Source organism: Pseudomonas protegens (assembly GCF_013407925.2).
Classification (GTDB): domain Bacteria; phylum Pseudomonadota; class Gammaproteobacteria; order Pseudomonadales; family Pseudomonadaceae; genus Aquipseudomonas; species Aquipseudomonas fluorescens_AP.
In genome coordinates, this window is sequence record NZ_CP060201.1 from 6,153,307 (window position 1) to 6,176,296 (window position 22,990).

A 22,990-nucleotide genomic window follows, 5' to 3' on the forward strand; every position below is an offset into this window, starting at 1 on the left:
AATTTATGATGGGCAGGCACGTCTGTCTGTTGCGATTCTGTGAATTTTCGGCGCACTTTTGTTTAAGCCTGACGAGGCTTGCGCGCAGCCACCTCACGCTCGCAAAAACGCTTGAAGAGCGCCCCTTCAAAAAACCAAAGACTCAAAAAAAGTGTGGATATTTAATGACTTAGGTGATTATATTTGCGTTTTTTTTCTCAAAATATCTTGTTACAGAATGTACTGTTCCGTTACTATAGCTCCGCGTTCACCTACCACGGTTTATGCATTTTTAGTCCCAAGTGTCCATCAGCTACTTGGGCTTTTTTTTGCCTGAAATTTGACTTCGCCGCCCCTTGGCACGGCACATCTTCGTTACCGGACTGACAGTCGGGCTCCTTGCAGAGCCCGTTGGTAGAACTTCAGGCGACCGGGTGAACGACGATGTGCAGTCCTTCATCCGCCTGCGGAGCCACGAAGTAGCGGCAGATCAACGCGAACTGCTCCTCGCTGATCAATACACTGCCGCCAGCCTTTGCCAGATGACTGGCCAAGGTGGACTTGCCCGAGGCGATCTTGCCGCATAACAGGTGCAGCGTGGTGGGGGACGACGGGGTCATGTTGTGTCTCCTGGGGTGGCTTGCCTCAGAAGAGCGGTGATGAACCCGCCTTCGAGGCGGGTTGGTGGCGGTTTGGACAGCCGCTAGCCCACCTGGCTGATGCAGGTGGTAATAATCGCGGTGCGCAGTTGCCAAGGATTCAGGCTCATGGGCTGAAATCTACACAATCGAAGGCCGTAAACACAGAAAATCTTCGTGCCAATCCGTCGGTGATTGAAGGCTCGGCAGCAGGTGGCAATTGCATTGAGGAACTGTGAGGCAGTTATCGTTTTTTGTGTGTTTTTCGACACACAAGCTCAGATGCTGGCCTATCCTGATCGGGAAAAGTCCACCCAATCTCACACAGGCGAGACGGCCATGCTCTCCACCAGCGAGCTTTGTCACATACTGGAGTCCGGCTTTCTCCCGCTTTCCTGCACCTGCAGCCTGACTGCCAATGGTGTCTTGACCATCAAGATCTACGACGCCGAGACGGGGCGAGTGGACCTGCTGTTGCCGGGGGTTTCCACCGCCGAACTCACCAGCGTGCGAGATATCTCCAATCTGATCGGCGAGTTGCGCACCGAACTTCGGGCTGGGCGCAGGGCCTTTGCCGGTGGCTTCACCCACCATGCCGGCCAGTGATTGCTGACAGTTGAACATGTTATTGCGAACCCATATCGTTATGCGGTTCGCCCGGTATCATATGACTCTTTACCGGTTCATGGATGGCGAGGTCATGTGTACTGGGCGAACTCCATCGGCAATCGGCGTTTTTTTCGGCGGCATTTCTCCCTTGTTTGCGACATCAGGCAGCATGCCCGGGTTTTCCCTGGTTGCTGGTCATCGCAGGCATTAGCGGATTGATTCGATATCAAGGATGACCTTCATGAACATAGGCAATACGCGCCCTGGCAATTACACCTACGCCCAACTGTCCAAAGTGTTGGAGCGCAATCGCGGCGTTGCGCAGGTCAAGGGCGCTGAAGTCCGCGATACGCCAGTGGTAACGCAAGCATTTTCCACCCAGCTGGAGCGCGAACAGACCGCAACCAAGGACGAAGCGCTCAAGCTCAAGTTATCGCTGAGTTTTTCGGCCGAGGCCTGACCCTTGATTGCCCAGCCACGCCCGGTGCGCTCATCCGCGCTGCCCGACGCCCGTTTCAAATGCGCTGTCGCTTGATAATAAGTCGTTAAAAATCAGTTGGTTAGCCGTTGATGCCATGTTAGTCTTGCCGCCGCCGACGCAGGTGCCGAGATGCATGGAGGTCTTCTTGTCGGCAAATGAACGGATGCTGTAGATCCCTGATTTAGCGTGCTTTTTAACTGAGTTTAGTGAGCGCAGAAGCGGGTATTTTTGCAGACTCCGTTCTTGCTTCACCTGGGCTGGATGTATATATTCCTCTCCCTGCTTCAAGCACTGGACGGGCTGATGCCTATATACAGCTCCAGTGCCGCGTGATCGCGCTACCGCCCGAATGGCGAAACTGGTAGACGCATGGGACTTAAAATCCCCCGCTCGTAAGGGCGTGCCGGTTCGATTCCGGCTTCGGGCACCATATATATCAAGGGGTTAGGCTTCTTTCATTGCTCCTTAGACAGAATGCAAATTGCCGCAATCCTACAATGTTGCCGCAATCTACTTTGTTGGCGACACCTTCTTGCCTATCCGGTTGCGAATATAGTGTTCGGTCATGACGACAGTTGTGTGCCCAAGCTGGTCGCGCGCCTGCAAAATATCTCCGCTAGCTTCGAACTTGTCCGTGCCTGCTTTTGCGCGCAGATCCCTCATTTGAAAATCAGCCTTTTTAACCCCGGCCGCCTCTCGAGCAAGGTCGAATCTTCTTCGTAGCATTGCCACCGTCAATGGTGTGCCATCTTCCAAAACGATCAGCCGCGTCGAGCGGAATTGGTGGGAGTCCTTCCTCGCCATTATTCGATCAAGAACAATCTTCAGTTCGCCAGTGATTTCAATGCGGCGTTTTGCCTTGGTCTTTCCTTGCTGAACAGCTACCCAGCGCGGTATTGGCTGCATATTCCGAGGTGTTCAATCAGACCCGCCTGGGAAACTCCTAAGCGCCGCGCGCGCACTCTACGAGCAAGGGCCTTCGGCTGAAGAACTGAAGACCTTTGGCTTTCGGGTGGGTGATCTCACGGGCGATTGTGAGGTCTGGCCAGACAACTGGCCGGCCTTCACCGTTTTCGAAGCGATGAGCACCCAGTGGCGGGTCGGCGCGTGCGGCGCTACCGGTCTGGACTAAGGCGTCCTGCCGAGCGTCATCCGAATGTGTGGCGTGCCGGCTGGCTCCAGGCAAAGCATTTTCAGTGACATCCGGCAGATGGAGGCTGAGGCCCTGGCCGTAATGGCTGAACAGAGAGGCAGTGGTTGAAGCGCTTGGTCCTCAGTGTTGAAGGAGGTTCGGTGCTCCTGTGGCTCCAACCGTATCAGCCAATCGCATCTCCATCTGCGCAATACCTCGTCTGGGAGGGGGTTTAGTACTTCCCACATGCGATGTTAGAGTCTCGCCAAATCACGATGAGGGATCAGCATGAGAGTTTTGATTGGAGCTCTGGCCATAGCTTTTTTGGCAGGTTGCGCGTCACCGCCGCCGCTGAATTTTTCCGTTCAGGGGCTCGAGCCTTCCACCCGGAAAATTGATGCGGACTTAAAGTCTATATCTGTCTCGTTTGCGGGGCCGTCGGAAACGCGTGGAGAAATACCGTCAAGTGGAGAGGGTGTTCCTGGGCTGTGGGAGAGTTCGCTGAGAGAGGGAGTCAACCGAATCGCGGTCTTTGATGATGATTCGGCGAGGAAGGTGAATGTTTTTGTGAAGATCACGGAATTGGATATTCCTGGTGGAGGTGCGTCTATGACCACCAAAGCGAGTGCCATCTATCAAATCGTGAACAGAAAAACAGGAAAGGTCATTTATGAAAGGGAGGTCTCAAATATTGGCACTGTGTCTGGTACCTATGCATTCTATGGTGTGACCAGACTCAAAGAGTCCATAAATAGAGCTGTCCAGGAAAATATTCGCATTTTTCTTGAGGCAATTAGCACTGTTAAGTTGGATGCTTGATTTAACTATCAACGAGCTGCTGTCTGTGATAGCGTCTATCTGAAACCAATTTTCAGCAGCTTGTAAAGAAAGTTTCTGGATGTACTTCTGTAAAAAGCCCGCCTTGAGCGGGTTTTTTATTGCCTACCGAAAAGTACCTGCTTGTGGGGCACCCACCACCTGATCCGGCCAATGCGCCGGGTCTTTTTGTTTAAGGGGTAGGGCAATGACGAACGAGCAACAGGCACTGGCAGAGATGCCGATCTGGTTGGTGATTGCCCTGTCTCTGGTTGGCGGAGTGTCTGGCGAGATGTGGCGCGCAGACAAGGACGGGGCGCGAGGCTGGGCGTTGTTGCGCCGCCTCGCACTTCGCTCCGGCGCCTGCATCGTCTGCGGCGTGTCAGCGATCATGTTGCTGTTCGGTGCGGGTCTGTCGATCTGGACAGCGGGCGCCTTGGGTGCCTGACCGCGATGGCCGGCGCTGATGTCGCCATCGGCTTGTACGAACGCTGGGTGGCCAAGCGGCTGGACCTGAGCGAGGCCGAGCCGAAGGTATGAGTCGGGCAGGCCGGGCAGGGCGCCGATTTTTTACCGGTCCTCCCTGAGGGCAGCCCCATGCACGGGTTATCGAACTCGCGGATTCTCTCTAGCTGAAACCTTCGCAGGGATGTCCGTCTTTCCAACGGGATGGGGGCAGGGCATGGCAGTCGGATGTCGGTTCGACCGACCGGACCAGGCAGAAAACCGCCGGGGACCTTGGGGACTTTCAAAGGACACGGGGTCGGAAACCCGCGGGATCTTGTTAGTGGCTGGGTTTGAAAGTTAGTTGACCCCAGTTGACTGGTTGACCAGTTGACCGGGCTTGGAAATAGGAGGCTTCATGGCATTGTGCATTACGTCTTTGAACCGGGCACTTTTGTCCCTGTTGCACAGGCTGTACGGCATGCGCCGATCAATCTGATGGGGCAGCCGGATTACAGTGGCGAATACAACCTTGATGACGATCCAGTATGGAACCACCAAGCCACGACATTACCGTTTGATGCGTTGGCCTGGTACCAGTGCGATCACCTGGGAACACCGCAGGAACTGACGGACTCACAAGGCAACATGGCTTGGACCGCGCAGTACAAGGCGTGGGGGCAGTATCACGATCATGAGACAGGGCTGCACTACAATCGGTATCGGTACTATGGTCCGAAGATCGGTCGGTTTATTTCGCATGACCCAATCAGTTATTTTGGAGGCATAAACCTCTATCAATATGCTTCTAAACCAGTGAGCTGGATTGACCCTTTGGGACTCAATCGCTTCAAACCTAAGACCTTGACGACGGGCAGTGTGTTTAGAGGTGGATCCGGTACGGCGAGCAGCATGACACCGCATCCGAACAAAGATGATATTCGTAAAGGAAGTAACGCTCCGGGTTCGTCAGCCGATATGTCAGTGGACAATATGAGGCCTGGAAAATATGTTGAACTCGATGTTGAAGCGCTTTGCTCTTGTGGTTTTGATGTAATTAATGACAAAGAGAGCGGGCACGTGACTATTCGTCCATCTGACGATCCTGATGATTCAAGGCATGGGCAAATACCCGTGGAGCAGAATCCAATCACGCCCTGACTGACGGTGTGTTGAAATCAATAAGCCGCAAAGGGGTGAAGTAATGACTGAAAAACTAAAATGCGTTGATCTTCTTCAGGATTTTTTAGACAGGGTTTATGGACAGGCGTCGAGAGAGCATGACGGTGTATTAAGTAGAAACTGTGGTCATTACGATTATGCGGGGGGCAAGTTCTTTGTATATGTTACGGTTTTTCCCGAGGAAGTTGAGCTTGTTTTTGAAGGTGAGCAAGTAGAGGGCGGAAGTTTTGTTGTAAGTCTGGATATATGTACTCCTGAAGGGGGAATATTGAAGGGCAAGGTGGTGTCTGCAAAAGGCGGTTGTGACGAAATCAGGAAAGCTTTGGAGCGTTCAGAGGCCTCAGTACTCGCAGAATTTTTGAGGTTTCTCAACGGATGAAGTCAATGCATGCTTGGTTCCAATAATTGGGACGGATTTATTTTTGCAATGAGTTATGAATGCAAGCTGGTGTCCGACGACACCACTGTTAGTGGTTTTTACCAAGCGCTTCACTCCGGGCATTTAATGGAAGAGTTTCCGGAGGTAGTGAAATGTCTTTTCCTACCTGAAGGTGCAAAATTCATTATTGACAGAGAGGGTTACGAGGATGTCTGGATGGCTGAGCTGGATCCAGCCGAATGAGTGATTTCTCTTAACTCTCCCCGGAAAGACCATGTTTTCATGGTTTTTATTTAAACATGATTTGGTCCTTGAGATTTTCCTAGAGTCCATAGGGAAGTTGTGTCCAATTAGCTGGAGTCTTTGGAGTCGAGGCCGAAGAATGATAAATGCGCAATAAACCAGGCACACACTATTTCGCTTCGAGTAGCGCGGGTCGTATACAATCACAGTTGATAATTGACATAATCTACTGAAAGCGTTTCATTTAACGGCTTCTATTGGGTGTTGGATATTCCACCATCCTGAACCCCGATGTTCTGGCCAGGTTTTGACTTTGCTAGGTATTCATCAACGATATAAATGGTATCAAGCAAGAGACGCTCCTTATCAATGCGCATTGATCAACTTCAAGTGGTGCGATATTGAAAAAATTGAATAGCACACCACTATCGGCGGCCGATAGCTTGTCTTTAGTTGTCTCGCGTTCAACGGAAAGACACGCGCACCTATTCAGGATCTCGCTATTGTGTGAGGTTTTTTCGCTTGCGGCCCCACCGCACCCTTCGCTCTGAGCTGGGAGTGCTACTGGGGCTGATCAATTTCAAACATGCCCCACGGAGCGAGCGCATGGTGTTTCTGTTACGCCAGCTCAATAGGCTGGATACCTAGTTTACCGTAGGGTTGGTTGGCGTGTTCGCCGCGAGCTGATGGCACCGCGACGACCTGGTGGACCGAGAGCTCTGGGCCGTCTTAATCTTCTCGGATGCCGTCTGCGCCCATTACCTGACTGGACTGGTTAGCGCTTACCTGGGCCTCCCGTAAAGAGCGCATGCTTCGACAAAAATCCACCCTGGAACTACTGTGATTGAAAGTGGCAAGGGTGGCCTCATCATGTTCAATCAATATCCACATCAAAAATTTGCTCGGCGGCTGTTCTTTCTAATGGGGCTATTGATGCTGGGCGTAGCGATCGCGGTCTTTGTTAGTACTGATTGGACTGGGTTTTTATTAACTGTTGTGGTTTCGAGCATCTTTTTCATACCCGCATTCATTCTTAGCGAAAAGGCTTTTGAGCGCTTTGTAAAATCGGTGGACAAGATCAGCTTCCTGGCTCCTGTCATTCGATTTTTCAGCGGCTGAGTTAGATGAGCGTTCGGTTTTTACGGGTGGAGTACAAATGTACTCCTGGCGGGATTTCTTGCCCTGGAGCTGCTTCTCCAGCTTCATCAGTGCATTAGTGACGTTGCCAAAGCCCACGCCGCCGGCCTTCTGGCAGCCGGTGCGCCCTATGCTAATCGTTATCCCAGAAACAGCCATCAGCGGCGCCCCAGCCGGTTACGCTCTGGATGCTCGCGGCTTCTGGGGATTCGTACATCAAAACTTTTTCTTCAGGCATGACTTGTGCCTGGTCGCTATAGCGACTATCAATTAAAAGTATCGTTGCGCCTTCAATCAGTGGAAGTTTAGTGTGGTCGTACACGGAGTCGAGCACTAGTTTTACTGTGCTTCAAGTTTGATGAAAAGGTCATGACGGACTTGTTCAACATGGAAGGGAACTAAAATGGCAAAGACTTTATTTGTTTTTTCTCACAAGGGTAATGTACCGCTTCGACTAGAAAATGTAATGGTGTACACAAATGCTGGTCGCTGGGAGTCTATGAGTAGTACTTATGCTCCCAATACTGGAATCTCTCAGCTCAATGTCGAGGGTGTGGATTCTGAGGGTTTTTTTCGAGAGCAATGCCAGGTTTCGTTAAATATTGATCCGGTTCTTGTGAATGATAATAAGTACGCATCTGATGGCGCGAGTTTGCTGTTCAATATTAACGGCAGTAACTTGCATATAAATATTCATAAGAATGGAGGGATGGACAAGACGGATATATACGGTTCCGATCCGAATGCCGTTAGTTGGACGGTAAATCTTGGGGGCGTTGGATCACGCTCATCTATCACTTGCGAAGGACGCTACCTGCCGCCTCATTGACCTGAGCGTGCATTCGCTCCACCTCCCCAATCAGATACAGGATGGGGAGGTAGAGCGGAGCCACTTCTAGTCCGATCCAGTCATCGCTCATCTGAACTTGATTGATGCGCTTTATCGCTGCGGGTGTCGTTGATGTTGGCCGTCTCAAGCAGGGAGAGAACTCTTCCTTCCAAGTTGGATCCTTTAAAGATAGAGGGGTAAAGTCACCATTTTTAATATGAGGATTGAACTTGAGACAGTTTGTCGTGGTGCTGGCGATTTTATTCATGGCTGGGTGTTCCCACGCACCACCTCCGGAGTATCGCGATCCTTGTCTTGACGCTGGCCCGGTTCAGAGTTCTGCATTCAATAACTGTGTGGCGGAACGAGATGTACGCAAAGCCAAAGCCCTGAAGAATCTTTTGGAGGGTGGTTCCGGGGATAGATACCAACTCGCCCCCATAGGGAGTGAACCTTGAATTGCCGATGATTTTTTAGGTTTATGGTCACCCGAATGGCGTGGGTCATCCGACTTTGGTGTCCGCCTAGCTCCAGCCCCCGAGCAGATCCAACTGCCAGTCGTGCTGATCAAAGAGCGAAGGACCTGAGCCCCGGACAGGGTTCGTCGCAGCCGCGGGCCGCGGGTGCTAGGGCGACAAGGCTACGGATTCAATGGCGTGTTTGGCCTGGGCGACGCTGAAGGCGCTCGGCAAGCTGGCGCCGTTCTTGGCGGCAAGGATCTCGGCCATCACGCTGACGGCGATTTCCGCAGGTGTCTTGCTGCCAATGTAGATGCCGATCGGTCCGTGCAGGCGCTCGAGTGAGGCCGGGGTTTCACCAAAATGCTCGATCAGGCGTTCGCGGCGCAGTTGGCTGTTGCGTCGCGAACCGATGGCGCCGATGTAGAACGCCGGGCTGTGGAGGGCTTCGAGGAGCGCGAGATCGTCGAGCTTGGGGTCGTGGCTCAAGGCGACGATGCAGGTTCGGAGGTCGACGGCGAAGTCGCGGACCACGTCATCGGGCATGCCGATGATGCATTCCACACCCTGTACCCCCAGGTTTCGATGTATTGCGGACGGGGGTCGCAAACCGCGACCCTGAAGCCGTTGAACAAGGCCATGGTGGCCAGGTATTCGGCCAGTGCGCCGGCGCCGATCATGAGCAGCCGATACGCCGGCCCCAGGGTATTGAACATCTGCTGGCCGTCGAAACTGAACTGCTCGGGTGTCGCCGTGGCGGTCAGTGTCACCTCATTGCTGGCCAGAGTCAGGCCGCGGCGTATCAGGCGTCCGCTGTCGAGTGCGGCGACCAGTTCCGCCAGCGCTGGCCCCGACGGGTTGAACTCGAGAACCAGTTGCAGGGTGCCGCCGCAAGGCAAGCCGAAGCGATGGGCGTCGTCGGCGCTGACGCCATACTGCACCACCTCAGGCAGCCCCTCCGTGAATCCGGCGCCGCCATGGGCGGTGCAATAGCGATGGATCAAGTCGTCCTCGATGCAGCCGCCGGACACGCTGCCCACCACTCGCCCATCCCCGCGCAGGGCCATCATCGACCCCACCGGGCGCGGTGAAGAGCCCCAGGTGCGCGCCACCGTGACCAGCAGCACCGGCTCTGCGGCGGCGCGCCAGTCCCGCGCGGTACGCAGGACTTGCAAATCGATGCTTTCCATCCGGCTCTCCTCTAGCGCATATGCAGGATGATCGGGCTGCTGCTGGCCGGATCGGTGCGTTGCCGCAACTGGCTCACTGCCCGGGCTTCGACGGCGCCGCCATGATTGCCCCAGGCGCTGCGCACGAAGGTCAGGACCTCGGCGATCTGCTGATCGGACAACTGTTCACGCAAGGCCGGCATGCGATAGGCGTCCGGCACCCCCGCGGCCACGACACGCTGCGCAGCGTTCAGGGTGATGTTGATCGCCGAGGCGCTCTCCTTGGCCAGGGCAGAGGTAGCCCCCGCCAGCGGCGGCATCCATTCGCCTTGTCCCTTGCCGTCCAGGCCGTGGCACGAGGCGCAATGCGTCATGTAGATGTGGGCGCCAGGCGCGTCGGGCCCGGTCGCGGTCCGCAGCTCTTGATACTGCCAGGGCGGGCCGTCTCGCCCGGGGTCCCCAGGCAGCGACTTGAGGTAACGGGCAATGGCCATCAGGTCTGGGTCGGTCATGAACTGGGTGGAGTTGTTGAACGCCTCGGTCATCGAGCCGTAGACCACCGCGTGCTGGTTGCGGCCGGTCTTGAGGAACTGCACGATCTGCGCTTCGCTCCAGCGGCCCAGGCCGGTGTTGTGGTCGGCACGCAGGCTTGGCGCATACCAGCCATCGAGCAAGGCGCCCGCGAGGAACGGCGCTGCCGACTCATCCAGCGCCTTCTCGTTGAACGCCAGGCCGCGGGGCGTATGACAACTGCCGCAGTGCCCGGGGCCCTGAACGAGGTAAGCGCCGCGGTTCCACACAGCATCCTGGGTCGGTTTGGCCACGTAGGGCTCGGCGTCGACGAACACAGCGTTCCACAGTGCAATCGGCCAGCGCAGGTTCAGGGGCCAGGGAATGGCGCTCGGGATGTTCGCCTGTCTGACCGGCGCCACGTCTTTCATGAAGAACGCGTACAGCGCCCGCACGTCGTCATCACTGAGCTTGGCGTAGGACGGGTAGGGCATCGCCGGGTACAAGCGGCTGGCGCCGGGGGCCACACCGTGGCGCACGGCCCGGTCGAAGTCCGCCAGGCTGTAGCGGCCGATGCCGGTGTCCGTGTCCGGCGTGATATTGGTCGCATGGATCGCGCCCAGCGGCGTGGCCATTTCCAGGCCCCCGGCGAACGGCGCGCCGCCCGGTACGCTGTGGCAAGCCACGCAATCGCTGAGCCGGGCGACGTATTCGCCGCGGGCGACCAGCGCCGGGTCGATGTCGGCCAGGGTGGTCGGGGGGCTGGCAAGCGCCGAGGCGGGCTCGTGCGTGACGTACCAGGCCAGCAGGCCGGCCACGATCAGGCACGGCACGGTCAGCCAGCCAGCGGTTGTTGCGAATCGGCGGTTATTCATGGGCGCTCCGGCGCTGATCAGGTGAAGGTGTGGCGGCTCATGGGCAGGCTGCGGACCCGCTGTCCCGTCAGCGCCGCCACCGCGTTCACGACGGCCGGCGCCACCGCGGGCAACGGCGGCTCGCCGATACCGCCCATTTTTTCCCCGCTCTCGACCACTCGCACGTGCACCCGTGCCATCCGCGCAGGCGGCAGGATCGGATACAAGTCGTAGTTGCGAGCACGAGGCCGGCCATCGACCCACACCGACTCCTCCACCAGTGTCTGCGACAGCCCCAGCGCCACGGCGCCGTTGACTTGAGCCTCGACAATCGCCGGATTGACGATGCTGCCGGGGTCGATCGCCTGCCAGATGTCGTGCACCTTGACTTGCCCGTTCTCGATGGAGACTTCGGCAATCACCGCGGTCTGGGTGCCGAACGGCGACGCCATGGCCACGCCTCGCGCGCGCCGGGTGCCGTCCTCGGCGGTAAAGGGTCCGCGCTTCCAGCCTCCCGACAGATCACCCACCGCCCGCAGCAGTGTGGTCAGGCGCTGATTGTCCCGCAGCAGATGCAGGCGCAGTTCGAACGGGTCCTTGCCTCCCTTGTCGGCCAACTCGTCGAGGAAGGACTCATAGAAAAAGTCGTTGAGGGAATTACCCACCGAACGCCAGTAACCCAACATGGCCGGGCCCTTGACGTAGATCTGCGCGATCCGCTTGTGGGGAATCGCGTAGGACTTGCCCGACAAGCCTTCCAGCGCCGTGGGGTCGAGCTTTTCACCCTGGCGGCCGGCCAGGGCCTCGGTCGGCCCCTCGGTGGCGCTGATCGCTTCGATTGCCAGCGGCCAGCCGTCGTTATCCAGCGCGGCGCGGAAATTCACCGCGGCCACCGGACGCAGCACGTCACGCAGGAACTCTTCCTCCCGGCTCCAGATCAGTTTCACCGGGCGGCCAACCGCCTTGGCCAGCTCGATCGCCTGGGGATAGGGACTGGCCGCGTCGTAGAGGAAATGCCGACCGAAGAATCCCCCCAGCAGTGGCGAATGCAAGGTGATGCGCGACGGATCCAGCCCGGTGCGCTTGGCGATGTCGGCAAGGAACATGTCCGGCGCCTGGTTCGGCAGCCAGACCTCCAGCGAACCGTCGGGGTTGAATCTGGCCAGCGCCGAAGGCGGTTCCAGCTGCCCGTGGTTCAGGTACTGGTTGTGGTACGCGGCGTCGATCCGGGTCTTGGCGCTGGCCAGAATCGACGCCGCGTCGCCCAGGTTTTCGTCGTCCCTGGCCGGGCCCTTTTCCTTGGCAAGGCGCTGGATCCAGCCGTCGCTGGAAAAGTCTTTGGGCATCGGCCGCACCTTGCTGTCGGGCGCCGGCTCCAGCCAGTCGACCTGAATCGCCTCCACCGCGCGTTTGGCGTGCCACCAGCGTTCGGCGACCACCGCCACGGCGCCCGGCAGACGATGCACCGAGTGCACGCCTTTCATCGCCTTGACCTGCTCTTCGTTGCGCAAACCGCCCACGGTCATGCCCAGGCGGGGCGCATGCTGAACAGCGGCATGCAGCATGCCCTCGACCTGTAGGTCGATGCTGTAGAGCGCCTTGCCCGTGGACTTGTCATAGGCATCGACGCGCTTGACCGGCTTGCCGATCCAGCGGAACCGGCTCGGGTCGCGCAGTGGCACCGAGGCCGGATCGGGAACCGGCAGGTCCATTGCCCGCTCGGCCAGTTCACCGTAGGTCAACGCGCGGCCCGACGCGGCATGCAGCACTTTGCCAGGCTCGGTGCTCAACTCGCTCACCGCCACCCCCAGCTGCAATGCGCCCGCCTGCAACAGCATGGCGCGGGCCAGGGCACCGAGGCGGCGCATCACCGGGTAGCTCATGCGCACCGACATGCTGCCGCCGGTGATGCGCATGCCGTTGTCCATGACCACATAGGCCTCGCCGGGTGGCGCGGCCTCCACCAGGAAGCTCGCCGGGTCGGCGTCCAGTTCTTCACCGACGATCTGCGCCATCGCGGTGAAGGTGCCCTGACCCCCTTCCATGAACGGACACAGCAGGCGCACGCGGTTGTCCGGGCGGATTTCCAGGAACGCCGGGACCTGGGTGCCGCGCGCGGCAGGCGTCGCCGCTTGCACCCGGGGCGAACCCAGCGGCAGGCCGAAGCCCAGCACCAGCGCGCCGACGGCGGTGCCGGTCAAAAAGCGCCGGCGCGACACATTGACCGGATCGTGCAGGGCCAGCGCCGAGGCCTCCAGGGCAGGATCGATAGTCGGCTTCATGACAGGTTCCTCTTGCCGGCCAGCTCATGCAGGGCAGCATGGATGGCGTTGTAAGTCCCGCAGCGGCACAGATTGACCATCGCCGCCCGGATCTGCGCGTCGCTCGGCTCGGGGTTCTGCTTGAGCAGCGCCGTGGCCGCCATCACCTGTCCGGACTGGCAGTAGCCGCACTGGGCGACCTGCAGATCGACCCAGGTGGCAACGACCCGCTTGCCCACCTCATCGGCTTCGATGGCCTCGATGGTGGTGACCTCCCGGCCGACCACCCCGGCCACCGGCGTCACGCACGAACGCACCACATTGCCGTCCACCAGCACGGAACAGGCGCCGCATTGCGCCAGCCCGCAGCCGTACTTGGTGCCGGTCATGCCCAGATCATCGCGGATCACCCAAAGCAAGGGCGTATCGGCGTCGGCATCGACCTGATAGGTCTTCTGGTTGATTCTCAGTTCCATGGCTCACCCGCTGGATCATCGGTTGAAGGGCATTGTTATAAGGACTGACACGCAGCAAGGCGCATCAGCGGTAAAGCTGCTGCTCGGCTCAACCTGCCCGGTTGCCGAGCGCGTCTGCCGCAACCGGCGCTCCACGCAGCAGCCCAATGTCACGACTGGGCGCGGCGCCGAACAGGCGGCCATATTCACGGCTGAACTGCGAAGGGCTCTCATAGCCGACGGCGAACGCCGCCCGCGAAACGTCCAGGCGCTCCATCAACATTAGCCGACGGGCCTCGTTCAGCCGCAGCCACTTCTGGTAGCGCAGCGGGCTCATGCCGGTGAGCTGGCGGAAGTGGTGGTGAAAAGTCGGGGCGCTCATCTGTACCCGCGCCGCCAGCTCATCGATGCGCAGCGCCGTGGTGTAGTTGACCTTGAGCCAGTCGATGGCTTTGGCAATGCGGTAACCCTGGCCGTCGACGGCAATGATCTGCCGCAGCCGCGGACCCTGATCGGTATTGAGCAGCCGGTAGTGGATCTCCCGCAGAATCAGCGGCGCCAGCACCGGGATCGCCTCGGGTTCATCGAGCAGGGCCAGCAGACGATCAAGCGCGTCTTCCAGAGCGCACGACAAGGTGCCAATGCCAACGCCGCTGCCCGAGGAGGGTTGGCGCTGCGCCGGCAAGCCGCACTGGCTGATCACCTCGGCAAGCAGACTGACGTCGAGTTTGAGCACCAGCCCGACGCAGGGTTGCTCGGGGCTGGCGAGCATCACTTCGGAGTTGGCCGGCAGGTCCAGCGAGGTGAGCAGAAACCGCGAAGGGGCATAGCTGTAGCCTTCGCCGCCGACCCACAAGCGCTTTTCCCCACGCCCCACCAGCACCAGGCTCGGCTCGATCATGCACACGGCAGGGGGCGCCGGCCGGTCGCGACGAAACAGCGACAGGCCGGGGAGGGCGGTGGCGAAGTCTCCGGGCGCGCTGACGCGCGGGTCGATGTTCAGCGCCAGAGGCGATGGGGCGCGCGAATTGCTGTGGCTCATGGCGGATGGCTCCTGTTGAGCGAACTCTAATCCGCGCCATCGGGGTTTCCTATCCATCCCCCTGCATCCCCATAGGATTAGGCAAGTATTCAAGAGCAATGCACTAGGGCAGGGGCGGGCCGAGCGGGAGAATGCGGCGAACGGTTAGCGGAGAGCCTCCATGCATGTCTTAGCTTATGGCGCCCAGGCGGGCGACCAACCCCTTGAATCCCTGCGTATCGAGCGGCGCCATCCCGGCCCGGACGATGTGCTGATCGAGATTGCCTATTGCGGCATCTGCCACTCGGACCTGCACCAGGTGCGCGGCGAATGGGCCGGGACGAAATTTCCCTGTGTGCCCGGTCACGAGATCGTCGGCCGGGTCGCCGCCGTGGGCCGCCAGGTCATCGGCTTCGCCCCGGGCGATCGGGTCGGCGTGGGCTGCATCGTCGACAGCTGCAAGCAATGCCAGGAGTGCGCCGAAGGCCTTGAGAACTACTGCGACGGCATGATTGGCACCTACAACTTCGCCACGCCCGACGCGCCGGGCTGGACGCTCGGTGGCTACTCCCAGGCGATCGTCGTGCATCAGCGCTACGTGCTGCGTATTCGCCACCCCGAGGCGCAGTTGGCGGCCGTGGCGCCGCTGCTCTGTGCTGGCATCACCACCTGGTCGCCGCTGCGGCACTGGCAGGCCGGGCCCGGGAAAAAAGTCGGCGTGGTGGGCATCGGTGGCCTGGGCCACATGGGCATCAAACTGGCCCACGCGTTGGGCGCGCAGGTGGTGGCTTTCACCACCTCCCAGTCCAAGCGCGAGGCGGCCAAAAGCCTCGGCGCCGATGACGTGGTGATCTCAAGCGATGCCGGGCAGATGGCCGCGCACCTGCAAAGCTTCGACCTGATCATCAACACCGTCGCCGCGCCCCACGACCTGGATGCCTTGCTGGTGCTGCTCAAGCGCGATGGCGCGATGGTCCTGGTGGGCGCGCCGGCCTCGCCGCACCCCGCGCCCAACGTGTTCAACCTGATCATGAAGCGCCGCACCCTGGCCGGATCGATGATCGGCGGTATCGCGCAAACCCAGGAGATGCTCGATTTCTGCGCCGAGCACGGCATCGTCGCGGACATCGAGCTGATCGCTGCGCAACACATCAATCAGGCTTACGAGCGGATGCTCCGGGGCGACGTCCAGTACCGTTTCGTGATCGATAACGCGACGCTGGCGCCAACCGCCACACCCACCCGCCCTTAGCTGCACAGGTAGAGTCAATGACCTTTCGTTCCGCAGAAAAGACCGGCTGGAGCGCCGTGCTGGCCATGTCCCTGGCCGCATTCGCCCTGGTCGCTTCAGAGTTCATGCCCGTCAGCCTGCTGACGCCCATCGCCGCAGACCTGCACATCACCGAAGGCCAGGCCGGGCAGGGCATTTCCGTGTCCGGGGCCTTTGCCCTGGTCACCAGCCTGGTGATTGCCGCGATTGCCGCTCGGGTCGAGCGCAAGAGGCTGCTGCTGTGCCTGACCCTGCTGATGATGGTGTCGGGCACGCTGGTCGCCCTTGCGCCGGGCTACCTCTGGTTCATGTTCGGACGTGCCCTGATCGGCATCGCCATCGGCGGTTTCTGGTCACTGTCGGCGGCCACCGCCATGCGCCTGGTGCGGCCTGATCAGGTTCCCCGGGCGCTGGCCATGGTCAACGGGGGCAATGCTCTGGCCACGGTTATCGCCGCCCCGGCGGGCAGCTTCCTGGGCTCGCTGATAGGCTGGCGCGGCGCATTTTTCTGCGTGGTGCCTGTCGCGACGCTGGCCGCCGTGTGGCTGCTGATCAGCCTTCCGTCCTTCACGGTCGAGCGCCGGGCGGCGAGCGGCAACGTCTTGCGGCTGATGAAGCAGTCGCCGGTCGCCCTGGGCATGCTCGCCGTCAGCGTGTTTTTCATGGGGCAGTTCATGCTGTTCACTTACCTGCGGCCATTTCTGGAGGTCGTCACCGGCGTCAGCGTGTCCACCTTGTCCTTCATGCTGCTGGGGCTGGGAGTGGCAGGTTTCATCGGCACCTGTGTGATCGAAAGATTCATGGGCAATGGCCTCTACCGCACCCTGACGCTCATCCCCCTGGGCATGGCGGTCATCGCACTGGCGCTGGTGAACTTCGGCGCATCGCCGCTGCTGACCGCGTTGCTGCTCGGCGCATGGGGGCTGGTCGCCACGGCTGCTCCCGTTGGCTGGTGGACCTGGCTGGCGCAAACGCTGCCCGATGATGCCGAAGCCGGAGGCGGCTTGCTGGTGGCCATTGTGCAACTGGCTATCGCCGGTGGGGCGATCATTGGCGGCCTGGCCTTTGATCTGAGCGGCTATCGCGCCACCTTCGAGCTGAGCGCAGTGGTGCTGGTCGGCGCTTCGGTGCTGGCTTGGCTGGCCGGGCGCAGCGCCACTGAAATGAGCCTGGCCGGGGCGAACGCCAGGGGCTGACGAGATCGGTGCAGACTCAGGGCCTGGGCGCATGCACCCAGGCTGGCGGGCAACCGCCTGGGGCGAGATGGGCGTGGCAAGCATGGATCCGGCGCCGTTCATGAGCCCCGAGCAAGACCGTTGCAAGCCAGGGTGTGTCGAAAGAGAATGGCCGGCTTTCAGGCGGCGGCAGCGCTTGCTCGGTGAAATCCATGGGTTGCTTTCATGGGCGCGGAGCACTGCCGTGTTTGCCCTCGATACAGCACTGTTTTATTCAACAAGGCCATATGGAAATGAATATAAAAATACTGTTTATCGCCTCACTCGGGTTCCTGTCGCTCATTCAAACCCCGCTGTCGGTGGCGGAGAACGCCAATGGCAAAAGCCTCTATCTACAGCGATGCGCGGTGTGTCATGGAGCGGACATCAAGGGCACGGGCCCGTTGGCGCATAAAAGCAACCCGCCGACACCGGATCTGACCACCGCCGCGTTCAAAAAGCGCCTCAATGATTATCCGGGCGTGATTGTCTCTTCAGTGATCCTGCGTCCCAATGGCGACTTGATCCCCAGAACCTTGCGCGAGAACGGGGTAAAGATCCCGTCCCACCCTTGGAGCGTTAAGGACTTTCGCGACTTGAATCAGTACATGAGCGAGGTCATCGCCAAAAGCCGCTGATGGTGTCGGGGCGGCGATAGCGCACCCCTTGAGGTCAACACCCCCGGCCGCTCAAGCTTGATCAGGACAGTGGCGCTGGTTACGCCTCAATGCAGGGTGACAATCTTGCGGCTCTCTCCAATCCTGATCCGATCCAGTGCCCGGTTTAATCCGTCCAGGGCATTGATCAGGGCCTGGGCCTCCGCTTCCCGGCCCTCTCCCCACAGGCGCTCAGCCATTTTGTTGAGGGCCTGTATGGATCGCTCGATATCGGCAGCAGTCACGGCGCTGCTCTGTGCCGGCTGTTTCTTGGTCATTCGATCGGTTTCCACGGCGCTTGAGAATCAGCGCGAAGGCTACCACGCTCTGGATGTCGCAAGAGCACCCGCGCACGCGCTGATAGATCAACCGAGCGCACAAGAGCCGGCAGCCGCGGCATCGTGTCGATGAGGCGGGCGATCTCTCCTGCTTCCTCCATCAGCATGACGGCTTTCTGGATCAGCGAGGCATTGTGGTCCTGGGGCTCACTGGGGCGAATCGACGGGCTCATCCCACAGCTCGCCATGAAAATCCAGATGCAGGCCACCACGGACGTTATACATTTTTTCAACAAATTGACCATGTCGCCGGTTGCGCAGGGAGCGCTAGGATCGCCTTTTCATGCACGGGTCTTGTGGCCCTTTCGGAGCGTTACTCGATGCAACAAGGACCATTGCCTCATTCATCCACTGGACTGCTGGTCAGGGAGATAAGCCTGTTGGATGTCGAGCGGTTGCAGGCGTTCTTCGTTGAGAATCCGGACTACTTCCACATTGTTCATGGCTGTGCGCCGCAGCCGGACGAAGCCCGCGATGAAATCGATGACTGCTTGCCAGAGGGCTGGTCCTTCACTCGCAAGTGGAAGATCGGTTACTTCGACGGGGCAGGTACTCTGGTGGCCATGGTCAGTATCGTCAGCGATCTGCTGGCGCCCGGGGTTTGGCACATTGGTCTGTTCATGCTGGCCGGCTCGCTGCAGGGCCGGGGCATTGCCCGGCAGTTGCATCGCGAGCTGGAAGACTGGGCGGCCGGCCTGGGCGCGCGCTGGCTGCGCCTGAGCGTGGTGTTCGATAACGTCCGGGCCGAGGGCTTCTGGAGAGCCTGCGGCTATGTTGAGGCTCGTACCCGTGATGGGATCGAGCTAGGCCGGCTGCGGCACCGGGTGCGCATCATGATCAAGCCGCTGTCCTCGGATTCTCTTGAGGACTACCTGACCCTGATGCCCCGCGATCAGGTCGAGCCTCCGGTGTCAGTCTGAGAAAAAGATTGGCAGTAGCGCGCTGTGTGCGGGTGGGGTGGGGCGTCCAAATCCGGGGGCGCGAGCGCCCGTCCGGCACCTGAGCCAGCGCTGTGCTGGACGCTTGGCAGCCCGGGGTGAAGCCGTTCGGCCATGAACTAAAATCGCTGTCACCAGTCCCATGGGGCATCTTTGACCATCCGGGGGAAACACCATGAAAACTCGTCTCGCAACGCTCTGCGCCGTGGCTTTGGCTTCGGCCTTGCCGATTCTGACCGAGGCTGCCCAGGCTCAGTCACCCGCCCCTGAGCCGACCTATCAGAGCCAGGTGGCGCGCTATCGGTGCGAGGGCAATGTGCGCATCGAGGCGGCCTATCTGAACATCGACAATGGCACCTCGTTCGCCACGCTCCACTACAAGGACCAATTGATTCCCATGCACATCGCCCGCTCGGGTTCCGGGGCGCTGTATATCGCCGATGACGAGCAGAACAGCTTCCGCTGGCATACCAAGGGCAAGCAGGGGGTCTTGTCGCTCCTTGAGGCCGACCACACCGCCGAGGAGGAGACACTGCTCAAGGACTGCCAGGAGATCGACCCGCAGTGAGCCGTTGCCGGTCTTTGTGGCCGGCAAAAAAAAGCCCGCGGGAGAGGGCGGGCGAACGTAGTTGCTTGAATGAGCAAAGCGACTATACACAGGCGCGTTCGGCCCTTGGGTGAAGGAAATTTCATCTTGACCGGCGGTGGTCCGCTCGACGAAAGCGGGTGCTCGCCGGATCTGTTCTAACCTGAACAGGGCAGTGAAAAATCCCTTCAGGAAGAGAGGTGGGCATGACAACGCCAGAGCAACGCCCTTACGAGCATGAACGCAGCGATGAAGCGCAGCAGCACGAAGTCGAACACCGCGAGCCGCCACCGCAGACCTGGAAACACCCGGACGACGGCAAGAGCCTCTCCGAGCTGGATGAAGAGCGTCCCTTGAAGCCCTAAGCCCAAGCCCCGCCACAGAGCGGGGCTTTTTGTGCCGGGTGCTCAGCCGCGCATGGCCGGCGCCGGGTCTTGGCGGCTGGCAGGCGCTTGGCGTTTGGTACAGGGCGGGCGACGCGCTGGCGGGCAGCGCTGGTTCACGGCCGACACTCGCGCAGCTGCCAGCCGCGGGCTGACCATTGCCACTCATGGGTCGGCGCCAGGGCCCGGAGAAAGGCCTCATCGTGGGAGGCCACCACTAGCGCGCCGGGAAAGTCCCGCAGCGCTTGCTCAAAGGCCTGTACCGACTCCAGGTCCAGGTGGTTGGTGGGCTCATCGAGCAGCAACAGCTGCGCCGGGTTGCCGGCCCACAACGCCAGCGCCAGGGCCGCCTTCAAGCGTTCGCCGCCGCTGAGCAGGGCGCAGGGTTGCTGCACCCGACGGGCATCGAGCTGCAACCGCGCCAGCCAGGTGCGCAAGGTGCTTTCCTCCAGGGGCGTGGCGCCGCCATGCAACTGCGCGAGCAGCGAGTGCTCGGCGGCCAATTGCCACAGGTGCTGATCCAGATAGGCGCTGGCCACCGCCACCCGGCAGTGGCCACTGAGCGGCTGCAGGTACCCGGCCAGCATCTTCAGCAAGGTGGATTTTCCGCAACCGTTGGGACCGACCAGGGCGATGCGTGCCGGACCGCTGAGGTTGGCGGTGAGATAGGTCGCCGGCGACCCGCTGTCCAGCCAGGGCAGTTGCGCCCGCTGCAGGTTGAACAACGTCTGGCCGGCCGCCAGGCGGGTTTCGGGCAGGCTGAGCAGGGTCGGCTGCTCAGGGGCGACCCGGGCGTAGGCCTCGCGAACCTGTTGGTCGAGGGCGCTTTTGTGGCCCTGATGCTGGTGCCGCACCTGGCCCATGATGTCGCGGGCGGCGCCGAGTATCTTGGCCCGTTCAAAGCTGGAGATATTGGCGGTCTTGGCGTGCTTGCGCGAAGCCGCGGCATGGCGCTGGATGGTGTCGTGCTCGCGCTGCAGGCGCTTGTGCTCGCGACTGCGTTGGGTGCGCGCCTGTTCCAGGGTCGCCTGGGCAGCATGTTCATGGGCCTGGCGCTGGGCCTGGAACAGCGCGTAGTTGCCGCCGTAGACCCGGGCGCCCTGGGGGCCGAGTTCGACGATGCGCTGCACCTGCATCAGCAACGGGCGGTCATGGCTGACCAGAATCAGTCCGCCGCGCCAGTGTTGCAGTTGCTCCATCAACCAATGGCGTCCGGCCCGGTCCAGGTGGTTGCTGGGTTCGTCAAGCAACAGCAAGTCGGCGTCGCTGAGCAGAGCGCCGATCAGCACCACCCGGGCCAGTTGCCCGCCGCTCAAGGTCGTGGCCGGATCTTCCGGTTGCAGTCGTTCCAGGCCGGCTTGATCCAGGGCCTGACGCAGGCGCTCGGCCAGGTCCCAGCGGCCATCGACGTGTTGCCAATCCTCCGCGGTCGCGGTGCCGGCCGCCAGGCGTTGCAGGGCGTGCAGGGCTGCGGCCAGCCCGGCGACCTCGGCCAGCGTCTGCCGCGCTGCCGGTCGCGGGTCCTGGGGCACATGGGTCAGGCGGGCCGAGCACTGGACGCTGCCCGAAGAGGGTTGCAGTTCGCCGGCGATCAGGCGCAGCAGCAGGGATTTGCCCACGCCATTGCGCCCGACTATGGCCGTGGGCAGGCCATCGAAACTCAGGTTCAGGGCATCGAACAGGGTGTCGCCATGGGCGAATTGATAAGTCAGCCGGTTCAGTGAAACCAGCGCAGGCAGCCGTTTGACGTGAGTCATCAGCACCTCCGAAAAATGTGGCAACAGACCAACGAGCGCGGTTGAAGGGCTCGTCGCGGATACATTTTGGAAGGCTTAGTTGTTCACGTCGGCAATCGTCCTGGGACGGCAAGGAAGGCGCGCAGCCTAACGCCGGACCCGGGGCCCTGGCAAGGGCGCTGATGGCTTCAAGCCAGAACCGCCACCGCCTTGATCTGGGCCCAGAGCTGCTGGCCGGGATGCAGGTCGAGCTGATCCCGGGAGTAACGGGTGATGCGCGCCAGCAGCGGCGTGCCCGCCGCGTCCAGGCGCACCAGGACGTGGGCGGCGTTGTCGGCGGGGATCTCTTCGCGCACGGTCACCGGCAGGCGGTTGAGGATACTGCTGCGTTCGCCGGCCTGTAGGCTCAGGCTGACGTCCCGGGCCTGGATCTTGAAACGCAGGGCCTTGCCCTGGGCCAGCGGACCGTGGGTCACGCGTACCTGCAATGGGCTGTCGGGCAGTTGCAGGGTCAGCAGTTGATAGCTCGGGTCGTAGTGGTTGACCCGGCCCTCGACCACCACGCCGGCATCGTCGCCCAGGGCCAGGGGCAGGTCCAGGCGTGCCAGGGTCTGGCCGATGGGGCCGCTGGCCAGGGCGCGGCCCGCGCTGAGCAGGACGATGTAGTCGGCCAGGCGTGCCACTTCGTCCTGGGAGTGACTGACGTAGAGCACCGGGATATCCAGTTCGTCGTGCAGGCGCTCCAGGTAAGGCAGGATTTCGCCCTTGCGTTTGGAGTCCAGGGCCGCCAGGGGCTCGTCCATCAGCAGCAAGCGCGGGCTGGTGAGCAAGGCCCGGGCGATGCCGATGCGCTGGCGCTCGCCGCCCGAGAGGTGCTGTGGATGGCGCTGCAGCAAATGGCCGATGCCCAGCAGCTCGGTGGCCTGGGCCATGTCCACCCGGCGCTGCGTCTTGGGGATGCGGCGCAGGCCGAACTCCAGGTTGGCCTGCACCGACAGGTGGGCAAACAGACTGGCCTCCTGGAACACATAGCCCAGGGAGCGCTTGTGCGGTGGGACGAACAGCCGTTGCCGGCTGTCCTGCCAGACCTCGTCGTTGATCTGGATGCGCCCGCGCCCGGCCTTTTCCAGGCCGGCGATGCAGCGCAGGCAGGTGGTCTTGCCGGATCCGGAGTGGCCATAGAGCGCGGTGACCCCACGGCCCGGCAGTTGCAGGTCCAGGTCCAGGTCGAAGTCCTGGTAGTCCAGGTGCAGCTTGATGTGCAGGCTCATG

Annotated in this window: 24 protein-coding genes, 1 tRNA gene and 5 pseudogenes; 17 read left to right on the forward strand and 13 right to left on the reverse strand. The window is 60.6% G+C overall.

Going from position 1 to position 22,990, the window contains the following annotated elements:
- Positions 1 to 476 precede the first annotated feature (476 nt).
- Positions 477 to 599, reverse strand: a pseudogene (locus tag GGI48_RS28400) (ATP-binding protein); the annotation flags it as partial.
- Between the two features lie 357 nt (positions 600 to 956).
- Between GGI48_RS28400 and GGI48_RS28405 the strand changes: the two are divergent.
- On the forward strand, positions 957 to 1,223 hold the full coding sequence (locus GGI48_RS28405; protein WP_179601220.1) for a DUF1652 domain-containing protein: 267 nt from the start codon (positions 957 to 959) through the stop codon (positions 1,221 to 1,223).
- Positions 1,224 to 1,467: 244 nt separating this feature from the next.
- Positions 1,468 to 1,686 carry a hypothetical protein gene (locus tag GGI48_RS28410; RefSeq protein WP_179601222.1) on the forward strand — a complete coding sequence of 73 codons (219 nt, stop codon included), beginning with the start codon at positions 1,468 to 1,470 and terminating at the stop codon, positions 1,684 to 1,686.
- 30 nt (positions 1,687 to 1,716) lie between these two features.
- Here the strand turns inward: GGI48_RS28410 and GGI48_RS28415 are convergent, their stop codons facing one another.
- Positions 1,717 to 1,995, reverse strand: a complete 279-nt coding sequence (locus GGI48_RS28415) for a hypothetical protein (protein ID WP_179665927.1) — start codon at positions 1,993 to 1,995, stop codon at positions 1,717 to 1,719.
- 55 nt (positions 1,996 to 2,050) lie between these two features.
- Here GGI48_RS28415 and GGI48_RS28420 point away from each other — a divergent pair.
- Positions 2,051 to 2,137, forward strand: a tRNA-Leu gene (locus GGI48_RS28420).
- 80 nt (positions 2,138 to 2,217) lie between these two features.
- Here the strand turns inward: GGI48_RS28420 and GGI48_RS28425 are convergent.
- Positions 2,218 to 2,586, reverse strand: a pseudogene (locus GGI48_RS28425) (tyrosine-type recombinase/integrase); the annotation flags it as partial.
- 133 nt (positions 2,587 to 2,719) lie between these two features.
- Between GGI48_RS28425 and GGI48_RS28430 the strand changes: the two are divergent.
- The 8 genes and pseudogenes from GGI48_RS28430 (at position 2,720) to GGI48_RS28465 (ending at position 7,869) form a co-directional block, all read left to right on the forward strand.
- Positions 2,720 to 2,968 (forward strand): annotated as a pseudogene (locus GGI48_RS28430) (DUF1799 domain-containing protein).
- Between the two features lie 159 nt (positions 2,969 to 3,127).
- A complete protein-coding gene (locus tag GGI48_RS28435) occupies positions 3,128 to 3,658 on the forward strand; it encodes a UDP-N-acetylglucosamine acyltransferase (protein WP_181957013.1) in 531 nt (176 codons plus the stop codon).
- 235 nt (positions 3,659 to 3,893) lie between these two features.
- A pseudogene (locus GGI48_RS28440) lies at positions 3,894 to 4,117 on the forward strand (phage holin family protein); the annotation flags it as partial.
- Between the two features lie 408 nt (positions 4,118 to 4,525).
- Positions 4,526 to 5,260, forward strand: a complete 735-nt coding sequence (locus GGI48_RS31680) for an RHS repeat domain-containing protein (protein WP_409565331.1) — start codon at positions 4,526 to 4,528, stop codon at positions 5,258 to 5,260.
- Positions 5,261 to 5,303: 43 nt separating this feature from the next.
- Complete coding sequence (locus GGI48_RS28450) at positions 5,304 to 5,660, forward strand: hypothetical protein (protein ID WP_080963100.1); 357 nt, start codon at positions 5,304 to 5,306, stop codon at positions 5,658 to 5,660.
- Between the two features lie 9 nt (positions 5,661 to 5,669).
- Positions 5,670 to 5,903, forward strand: coding sequence for a hypothetical protein (locus GGI48_RS28455; protein ID WP_047304847.1), 234 nt, complete (start codon positions 5,670 to 5,672; stop codon positions 5,901 to 5,903).
- Between the two features lie 870 nt (positions 5,904 to 6,773).
- Positions 6,774 to 7,022, forward strand: coding sequence for a hypothetical protein (locus GGI48_RS28460; RefSeq protein ID WP_152690427.1), 249 nt, complete (start codon positions 6,774 to 6,776; stop codon positions 7,020 to 7,022).
- A gap of 421 nt (positions 7,023 to 7,443) precedes the next feature.
- A complete protein-coding gene (locus GGI48_RS28465) occupies positions 7,444 to 7,869 on the forward strand; it encodes a hypothetical protein (RefSeq protein ID WP_152690426.1) in 426 nt (141 codons plus the stop codon).
- Here GGI48_RS28465 and GGI48_RS28470 read toward each other — a convergent pair.
- The 6 genes and pseudogenes from GGI48_RS28470 to GGI48_RS28495 form a co-directional block, all read right to left on the reverse strand.
- Positions 7,835 to 8,137, reverse strand: coding sequence for a hypothetical protein (locus GGI48_RS28470; protein ID WP_152690425.1), 303 nt, complete (start codon positions 8,135 to 8,137; stop codon positions 7,835 to 7,837). The two genes, GGI48_RS28465 and GGI48_RS28470, sit on opposite strands and share 35 nt — an antisense overlap.
- 358 nt (positions 8,138 to 8,495) lie before the next feature.
- Positions 8,496 to 9,517: pseudogene (locus GGI48_RS28475) on the reverse strand (XdhC family protein).
- A gap of 11 nt (positions 9,518 to 9,528) precedes the next feature.
- A complete protein-coding gene (locus tag GGI48_RS28480; RefSeq protein WP_179601225.1) occupies positions 9,529 to 10,881 on the reverse strand; it encodes a cytochrome c in 1,353 nt (450 codons plus the stop codon).
- Positions 10,882 to 10,898: 17 nt separating this feature from the next.
- Positions 10,899 to 13,142, reverse strand: coding sequence for a xanthine dehydrogenase family protein molybdopterin-binding subunit (locus GGI48_RS28485; protein WP_179601227.1), 2,244 nt, complete (start codon positions 13,140 to 13,142; stop codon positions 10,899 to 10,901).
- Entirely contained in the window at positions 13,139 to 13,597 is a 459-nt protein-coding gene (locus GGI48_RS28490; RefSeq protein ID WP_179601229.1) for a (2Fe-2S)-binding protein, read from the reverse strand. Before GGI48_RS28490 ends, GGI48_RS28485 begins: the two co-directional genes overlap by 4 nt.
- Positions 13,598 to 13,685: 88 nt before the next feature.
- Positions 13,686 to 14,618, reverse strand: coding sequence for an AraC family transcriptional regulator (locus tag GGI48_RS28495; RefSeq protein WP_179601231.1), 933 nt, complete (start codon positions 14,616 to 14,618; stop codon positions 13,686 to 13,688).
- 160 nt (positions 14,619 to 14,778) lie between these two features.
- Here GGI48_RS28495 and GGI48_RS28500 point away from each other — a divergent pair, with 160 nt between their 5' ends.
- The 3 genes from GGI48_RS28500 (at position 14,779) to GGI48_RS28510 (ending at position 17,719) form a co-directional block, all read left to right on the forward strand.
- Complete coding sequence (locus GGI48_RS28500) at positions 14,779 to 15,849, forward strand: NAD(P)-dependent alcohol dehydrogenase (protein ID WP_179601233.1); 1,071 nt, start codon at positions 14,779 to 14,781, stop codon at positions 15,847 to 15,849.
- Positions 15,850 to 15,866: 17 nt separating this feature from the next.
- Entirely contained in the window at positions 15,867 to 17,063 is a 1,197-nt protein-coding gene (locus tag GGI48_RS28505) for an MFS transporter (RefSeq protein ID WP_179601235.1), read from the forward strand.
- Between the two features lie 272 nt (positions 17,064 to 17,335).
- Positions 17,336 to 17,719, forward strand: a complete 384-nt coding sequence (locus GGI48_RS28510) for a cytochrome c (RefSeq protein ID WP_179602176.1) — start codon at positions 17,336 to 17,338, stop codon at positions 17,717 to 17,719.
- A gap of 86 nt (positions 17,720 to 17,805) precedes the next feature.
- Here GGI48_RS28510 and GGI48_RS28515 read toward each other — a convergent pair whose 3' ends face one another.
- Together GGI48_RS28515 and GGI48_RS28520 are read right to left on the reverse strand one after the other, a co-directional pair.
- Complete coding sequence (locus GGI48_RS28515; protein ID WP_179601237.1) at positions 17,806 to 18,015, reverse strand: hypothetical protein; 210 nt, start codon at positions 18,013 to 18,015, stop codon at positions 17,806 to 17,808.
- Entirely contained in the window at positions 18,012 to 18,320 is a 309-nt protein-coding gene (locus tag GGI48_RS28520) for a hypothetical protein (RefSeq protein WP_179596129.1), read from the reverse strand. The genes GGI48_RS28515 and GGI48_RS28520 overlap by 4 nt, the downstream gene beginning before the upstream one ends.
- A gap of 135 nt (positions 18,321 to 18,455) precedes the next feature.
- Between GGI48_RS28520 and GGI48_RS28525 the strand changes: the two genes are divergently transcribed.
- The 3 genes from GGI48_RS28525 (at position 18,456) to GGI48_RS28535 (ending at position 19,964) form a co-directional block, all read left to right on the forward strand.
- The gene (locus tag GGI48_RS28525) at positions 18,456 to 18,995 is read left to right on the forward strand and encodes a GNAT family N-acetyltransferase (protein WP_260620558.1); all 540 of its coding nucleotides are present in this window, start codon (positions 18,456 to 18,458) and stop codon (positions 18,993 to 18,995) included.
- Between the two features lie 193 nt (positions 18,996 to 19,188).
- Complete coding sequence (locus GGI48_RS28530; RefSeq protein ID WP_179601241.1) at positions 19,189 to 19,581, forward strand: MliC family protein; 393 nt, start codon at positions 19,189 to 19,191, stop codon at positions 19,579 to 19,581.
- Positions 19,582 to 19,805: 224 nt separating this feature from the next.
- Complete coding sequence (locus GGI48_RS28535) at positions 19,806 to 19,964, forward strand: hypothetical protein (protein ID WP_177435124.1); 159 nt, start codon at positions 19,806 to 19,808, stop codon at positions 19,962 to 19,964.
- Between the two features lie 134 nt (positions 19,965 to 20,098).
- Here GGI48_RS28535 and GGI48_RS28540 read toward each other — a convergent pair whose 3' ends face one another.
- The gene (locus GGI48_RS28540; RefSeq protein WP_179601243.1) at positions 20,099 to 21,739 is read right to left on the reverse strand and encodes an ATP-binding cassette domain-containing protein; all 1,641 of its coding nucleotides are present in this window, start codon (positions 21,737 to 21,739) and stop codon (positions 20,099 to 20,101) included.
- A 167-nt stretch (positions 21,740 to 21,906) separates the two neighbouring features.
- The gene (gene modC, locus GGI48_RS28545) at positions 21,907 to 22,989 is read right to left on the reverse strand and encodes a molybdenum ABC transporter ATP-binding protein (RefSeq protein WP_179601246.1); all 1,083 of its coding nucleotides are present in this window, start codon (positions 22,987 to 22,989) and stop codon (positions 21,907 to 21,909) included.
- Position 22,990 lies beyond the last annotated feature (1 nt).